General features: G+C 63.0%; 5 protein-coding genes and 2 pseudogenes. All 7 read left to right on the forward strand.

Annotation, left to right across the window (positions count from 1 at the left end; all coding sequences use genetic code 11):
- Positions 1–2,019: pseudogene (locus AC1DWA_RS32585) on the forward strand (hypothetical protein); the annotation flags it as partial.
- Complete coding sequence (locus AC1DWA_RS32590) at positions 2,019–2,567, forward strand: hypothetical protein (protein ID WP_477848224.1); 549 nt, start codon at positions 2,019–2,021, stop codon at positions 2,565–2,567. The pseudogene AC1DWA_RS32585 and the gene AC1DWA_RS32590, both read left to right, overlap by 1 nt.
- A gap of 71 nt (positions 2,568–2,638) precedes the next feature.
- A complete protein-coding gene (locus AC1DWA_RS32595) occupies positions 2,639–2,917 on the forward strand; it encodes a zinc-ribbon domain-containing protein (protein WP_477848226.1) in 279 nt (92 codons plus the stop codon).
- A gap of 74 nt (positions 2,918–2,991) precedes the next feature.
- Positions 2,992–3,465, forward strand: a complete 474-nt coding sequence (locus AC1DWA_RS32600) for a hypothetical protein (RefSeq protein WP_477848228.1) — start codon at positions 2,992–2,994, stop codon at positions 3,463–3,465.
- Between the two features lie 118 nt (positions 3,466–3,583).
- Positions 3,584–4,360 (forward strand): hypothetical protein, encoded by a 777-nt coding sequence (locus AC1DWA_RS32605; protein ID WP_477848230.1) that lies wholly within the window; start codon positions 3,584–3,586, stop codon positions 4,358–4,360.
- Positions 4,361–4,521: 161 nt separating this feature from the next.
- Positions 4,522–5,539: pseudogene (locus AC1DWA_RS32610) on the forward strand (ATP-binding cassette domain-containing protein); the annotation flags it as partial.
- Positions 5,536–5,814 (forward strand): hypothetical protein (locus AC1DWA_RS32615; protein ID WP_477917560.1); only part of this gene is annotated, 279 nt, incomplete at its 3' end. The pseudogene AC1DWA_RS32610 and the gene AC1DWA_RS32615, both read left to right, overlap by 4 nt.

The following is a 5,814-nucleotide window of genomic DNA, read 5'->3' on the forward strand; positions in this document are numbered from 1 at the left end:
ATTGCGTCGCTGCTGCCACCCGGTGCGCCCATCCCGCCAGAGATCATCAACCCGTGCCTGAGTGCGCCGTCCACGACGGCGACAGCTGCGCCGACGACCACGGTCGGGCTCCCCGGCGCGCAGGCTCCAGGCGGTGGCCCGAACGTCGGCGCAAATGCTCCGACGAACTTCCCCACCTACAACGGCACGCCCATCGTCCCAGTTCCTACGATCGAGGTTCCGCCTATTGCTTCCGAGTCCCCGACCTCGGAGAACGGTGCCGGCGCACCCCCTGATGCGTCGCCGCCGCAGGTTCCCTCACCCACATCCACGCTCAACCCCATCCCGGGTGAGGGAACCACCCCCGATCGCGGCCTCGGACCCTTCCCTGCAGCGTCACCGAATGCTGTTCCCGGACAGCCGGAATCGACTCCGACGGTGGCGACCTCGGGGCTCGACGACGATAACGGACGCGACCGCTACCTCGAACTTGTGTTGGTCGGCGCCGCAGGTTTCACTGCCGCCGGTATCGGAGTACGGGGGAGGCCCGGACCGTTCAGTGCGCGTGAGAGCGGGAAGGTCACTCCGCTACCGCAGACGTCGATGAGCGGTCTCGGATCGGGTGGAATCTTCCGTCCGGGGTACGAGGAATTGACGGTGGTGTGGCCTGGCGGTGCGGAGCAGACGTTCGATCTTCTCAACGGGCCGGAATCACCTCGTGAGTACTTCTTCCCGAAGAAGGTTCCCCCGGGTGGTCATATGCGTGTCAACGCAGACGGCTCCGCTGACATCCTCGACGTGAACGGCGCCGTGGTCTCGCACGAGGCTCCGCCGTGGGCGTACGACGCTCTGGGCCGTCCGGTGCCGACATGGTACGAGGTCGCCGACGATGGAACCACCTTGGTTCAGCACATCGAGCCCGGTCCGGATGTGCTGTATCCGATCTTCGCGGACGGCCTAGACGGCGGCACCAACGAGGCTACCGGGCATCAGATCTCTGCGGTCGAACTGTCGAACGGGCAGGAAGCGATCACGGGACAGTCGGGCGGTATCGCGGTGGTGGGCACCCCCGATGACGGGCACTCGGCGTATGTGCCGAACCCGGAGACGATCAAGCCGGATGCCCCGATGACCGTCGATCAAGGTGACGGCACCACCAACAACTACACCAAACCTGGTGATTCGGCCGATGCAGGGTTGGAGGTCACGAACGTGCCCACCACGCAGGCTCTGGACACGATGGCCGCTGAGCAGGAGCACGCGAACCAGGAAGCCGCAGCAGCGGCCGAGCAGGCGGCCATCGACCGCGAAATACTCGAAGTCGAACGCGAGACAAGTGAACAGGAGGACGAACCGGGTCTGGCGCGGCGGGTATGGGACAACGTCTGGGATTTCGGCGACGAAGCCCTCGATGTCACCGGCGACGCTGCCGGGGCCTTCGCGCAGGCGATGCTCGACAATCCGGCCGCCGCCGCATCGATTGTCGGTGGAATGATCCTGGCCGGTCTGGGCGGCACGGTGGAGGGCGGGGGCGTCTTGCTCGATGCGACCGGTATCGGACTACCGGCCGGGTTGGCGCTCAACGCTGTTGGTGCCGCGGCGATCGCAGGCGGCGCCGCCTTCGCGGGTGCTGGGATGGCCGAGGTCGCCCCCGACATCGCAACCAACTTCGAGGCCCGCCGCTCCGGGAATGGGACTTCCGGTAATTCGGGCAGTACCCCGAAACCGAGTCCTAGCGCGCAAACCGCACCCAATGGGGAGATGCTAGGCCAGAGCGGAACACAACTACCCGGCAGCAGAACCATGACCGACAAGATTCCACCGAACGGCCCGTACTATCGGATCGATATCGAAAACCCTGCCCCAGGCGTGCGGGCTGGACAGATGCACTTGCAGGATGATCGCGGTGGGAAGTACTACTACAACTTCAACACCCAAGAATTCGAAGGCGCACCCCAGTCTTTGATCAAGAAGATCCAGGGCGACAACGCCTACCAGAACGCGTTGAACAAAGGCGCACGCTTCCTAGGAGTGAACTGATGCTGGTCGAAAGCAAGCCCTGGCCGAGTATGCCTGCCCTCGACCTGGAAGTTCACGCGCCTCGGATGGTCACGGGGCAGGAGATTCGTGTCATTGGAGTTTCCTTCGGCGCAGAAGGTGATTCCCTTGTCATCGATGCCCTTCTATGTGGTGCGCCCAGAATCTTGTTCAACGTGGCGTCGATGCCGTTGGCAGTGGTGTCGAAGGAATCGGACGGGCATCCGATCGTCTATGGCGTCGACGGGATGCTCCCAGACGGCGGTATCGAGGAAATCCCGCTCCTGCCGGGGCTTCCGGACGGGCCGATGACGTTGTATCGCGCTGGGCTGGTGTTGGGCGGCGATTTCCGCGTCCAAGCCCAGACACACCGTGTGGTGGACGGGATCGTGTACTTCTCGCTGCATTGCCGCACCGAGGACGGGGCGCTGGTGGACTACGCCGTCGCCTCCGTTGCCGTCGATCTCATTCGCCGCCGTCCCGACGGTGCCCTCGACATCGACGTCGTCGATACCACCGATGACGCCGACGCCGGGGATACGCACGCGTAGTAACCACTGCTTGGTGGTCTTGAAAAGTACTGGGGCGGAGCATGTTCGCTGCTCACCAGAGGAGAAATCGGATGCTGATCTTCGGAACACGCACGAAAACAACCTTCATCGCGGCACTGTTCTTTACCTGTCACCTGTGCCGGGTCACTGCGGCGCAGCGGCTGCATCGCCGGCGTACGTGGTTCGCCCTGTTCTTCCTCCCGATTTTCCCGTTCGGGCACGGACACGATTTCATGGCGTGCGCACATTGCGGGCAGACCACCGCCCTCTCTCGTGCCGATGCTGAACGTTTCGCTGCCGACGCCGCGAAGTACGAGGCGCAACGCCGAAGCACCGAAACACTCGGATGAAAATACCCACCGGCACGCCACGATCGACTGGACGCGCCCACGCTTCGACGGCTGGATTCGAGGGAGAAATTAGGGTGTCAGAACAGCTTTCGCTCACCCATATTCGGCGGTGTGTTGTCGGTGAGCGGATCACCGGGGTCAGGCGCGTCTACTACGTTCTCGGAAATGTGATCCAGTCGTGGAACGGTCCGGTCGAGGTGACAGTTGCTGGTCGGGAGGCTTTCGTGTTCGACGCGGGCCCTGACGGAGAAGAATTGGTGTGCCGGGAAGGTCCGTGGCTCGACCCGTTCGAGGATGGGGGTGTCGGCGGCGATCGCGAACTCGGCGCTGAGAATGCGGGGTATGTAGCTGAATACGGAAAATGGACGGTGTTCGATGCGGGGGACGATTCTGAGTTTCGGGCGATAGTAGGGCACAGGATCGAAGCGCTTACCGTCGACACTGTGGGTGACGGCAAACCTGTCACTGCAGTGTTCGATCTGGGTGATCGTAGTGTCGTGCTGGCGGCAATGGGAGACGAGCTGGTTACCACCGTGCGGGCGCGATGAAAACCTCTGCAGGCACTGGTGATCGAATTGTGAAACGCAATGCGCCTACTCGGCTACCGAATATGCGACCCGCAAATCAGCGAACGATTCGCCTGAGCCGCGACGGAAAGGAGTGAAAATGCCGTCGACATCACTGCGCCGAACCATGACGGACGGACTGACCCTGAGAGCCATCTCGCCTGAGGGGCCGCCAGCATCCGAAAGTGTCACCGCCGCTCTCGTTGTTCGTTCGCTGCAGTTACTTCGCGACATCGACCCGGTCTTCGGTGTCGACCTCTATCAGTCGGTAGGCGACGATCTCCCGCCCGAGGCGACGGTCGAGCAGATACTCGCCTCGAACGTTCGGCAGATCCTGGTGCCGCCGACGGAAGAATCGATCGAAGCCACATTGATCGAGAAGCGGCGATCACGCCACGCCACCGGTGGGATGTATCCACTCTCGCTCCCACAACACCTAAGCCTGTACTCGAATGCCGGCGATATTCACGTGGTGGCCGGTTTCGGGGGCACTTCAGGGACGGGAAGTTTCATCTGCACTTTCGCCGACGAATCTCGGATCACACTGGCATTGAACCTCGTTCAAGGGCTGACTGATATCTGGGATGCCCCCACAGCGGTCCTCTACCGGCGAGCTGAGTCGCGGGTTCAGAGTTACGTGCCCGGCGGTGCGACGATCGGCAGCTGCACCTATTTGGGTCAAGAGTTCCCCGTCGACGAAACCCAGCTCCCGCCCACCGTGGAGGCATTTCCATATCGGGGCGGCACCGTGGTCATCCAGCGCGATCTGTCCGCGCCGTTGACTGCCGATGACATCCGCAGCATCCGTGCCGCGGCAAGCCTGCCCACCGAACGACGGGAGATCAGGCTACCGAAAGGCTCACGACTGGTGCTATAGATCTTCGTAGCGCTGAAGCGGGAGCTGCCCTGCCGGAACGACTCCCATCGCATGGCCGCAGATTGACGGACTTGCCGGGGATATCGGGAGGGGCGACCTGGGGTTCGTGAAGGGTTCGATAGCGATCGCCATCAGGGTGGGGATCGGGTTCTTCAGAGGAGCGCCAAGGAGGCGTCGTTGTCGTCACCCACGACCGCGCACTGCTCTCCGATATCGCGGAGACCATCGTGGACCTCGACCCCTCACCCGATGACCGGATCCGCCTGTACGGCAACGGTTATACCGGATATCGCGAGGGTCGACTCGCCGAAGGCGCACTCTGGGAACAAGAGTACGACCGTCAACAGGACGAGCATGCCCGACTGAAAGACAGTCTCAGCGCGGCCCAGAATCGCCTGCAGTCCGGGGGGCGACCGGAGAAGGGTACGAACAAGCACGGACGCGCGACCCGAGCAGGCGGGCTCGTACAGAGCGTTCATCGCCGCCAGGAGCAGCTCGAAGCGCACGCGGTGACGATGCCGGAACCACCGCAACAGTTCAGATTTCCTGAACTCCTGCCGAATACCGGTTCCGTGTTGTTGAGCGCAGATCAGATCACCGCTAAGGAACGCGTGACGTGTGAGGTGTCGTTTGCCCTCTCTCGCGGCGACCGGCTCGTCGTGACCGGCCCCAACGGGGCGGGGAAATCGACGCTACTGAGCGTGCTCGCCAGCGAGCTGCACCCCAGTACAGGCTTCGTTCGGAGGCGACCGGGCATCCGTCTCGGATATTTGCGCCAGGAGACCGATCTTCCTTTGCATCGGCGGGCCGGTGAGGCTTTCTCCGCACACCTCGATGCGCTTGTCACGGCGGGTCTCCTCGATTCGTCGGACGCAATCGGGCTCTCGCACCTCGGTCTTCTTCGTGCGTGAATCGAGCAAGCGGATCGGTGAACTGTCGATGGGGCAGCAACGTCGTCTCGACCTGGCGATGGTACTTGCGACCAAACCGCACGTACTGCTCCTCGACGAGCCGACCAACCACCTTTCGGTCGCCCTCGTAGACGAACTCACAGACGCTCTCGCCGCAACCCGCGCAGCGGTCGTTCTCTCCACCCACGACCGCCAGCTCCTTCGCGACGTAAGCGACTGGTCCCCACTGCAACTGACCGCAATAACGGTGAGCGAGGCATCGGTGTGAGCAGCAACAACGCCGATGCACTGCGAGTACTAGCTCCGCTGGCCGGGCGAACACCGGAGCCACACTTGCCCGCGATGCAATCGGCAGCCCTGAAATCGAACCAGTCGGCGGTCTTCGCGGTAGACGAGCTTCGCTGGTACCGTCGATGTCATGACTCTGCAGAAAGGCGCGTGAGCGCCCACCTCGGGCGCAGGTTCCTGCGCCCCCGATACGTCTTCTTCACCGCGGCTCACCTGTGGGTGGTCGACGAGCGTCAACCCGTTGCGGCACTGATT

It is taken from the genome of Rhodococcus sp. P4_F3_2 (assembly GCF_056401335.1).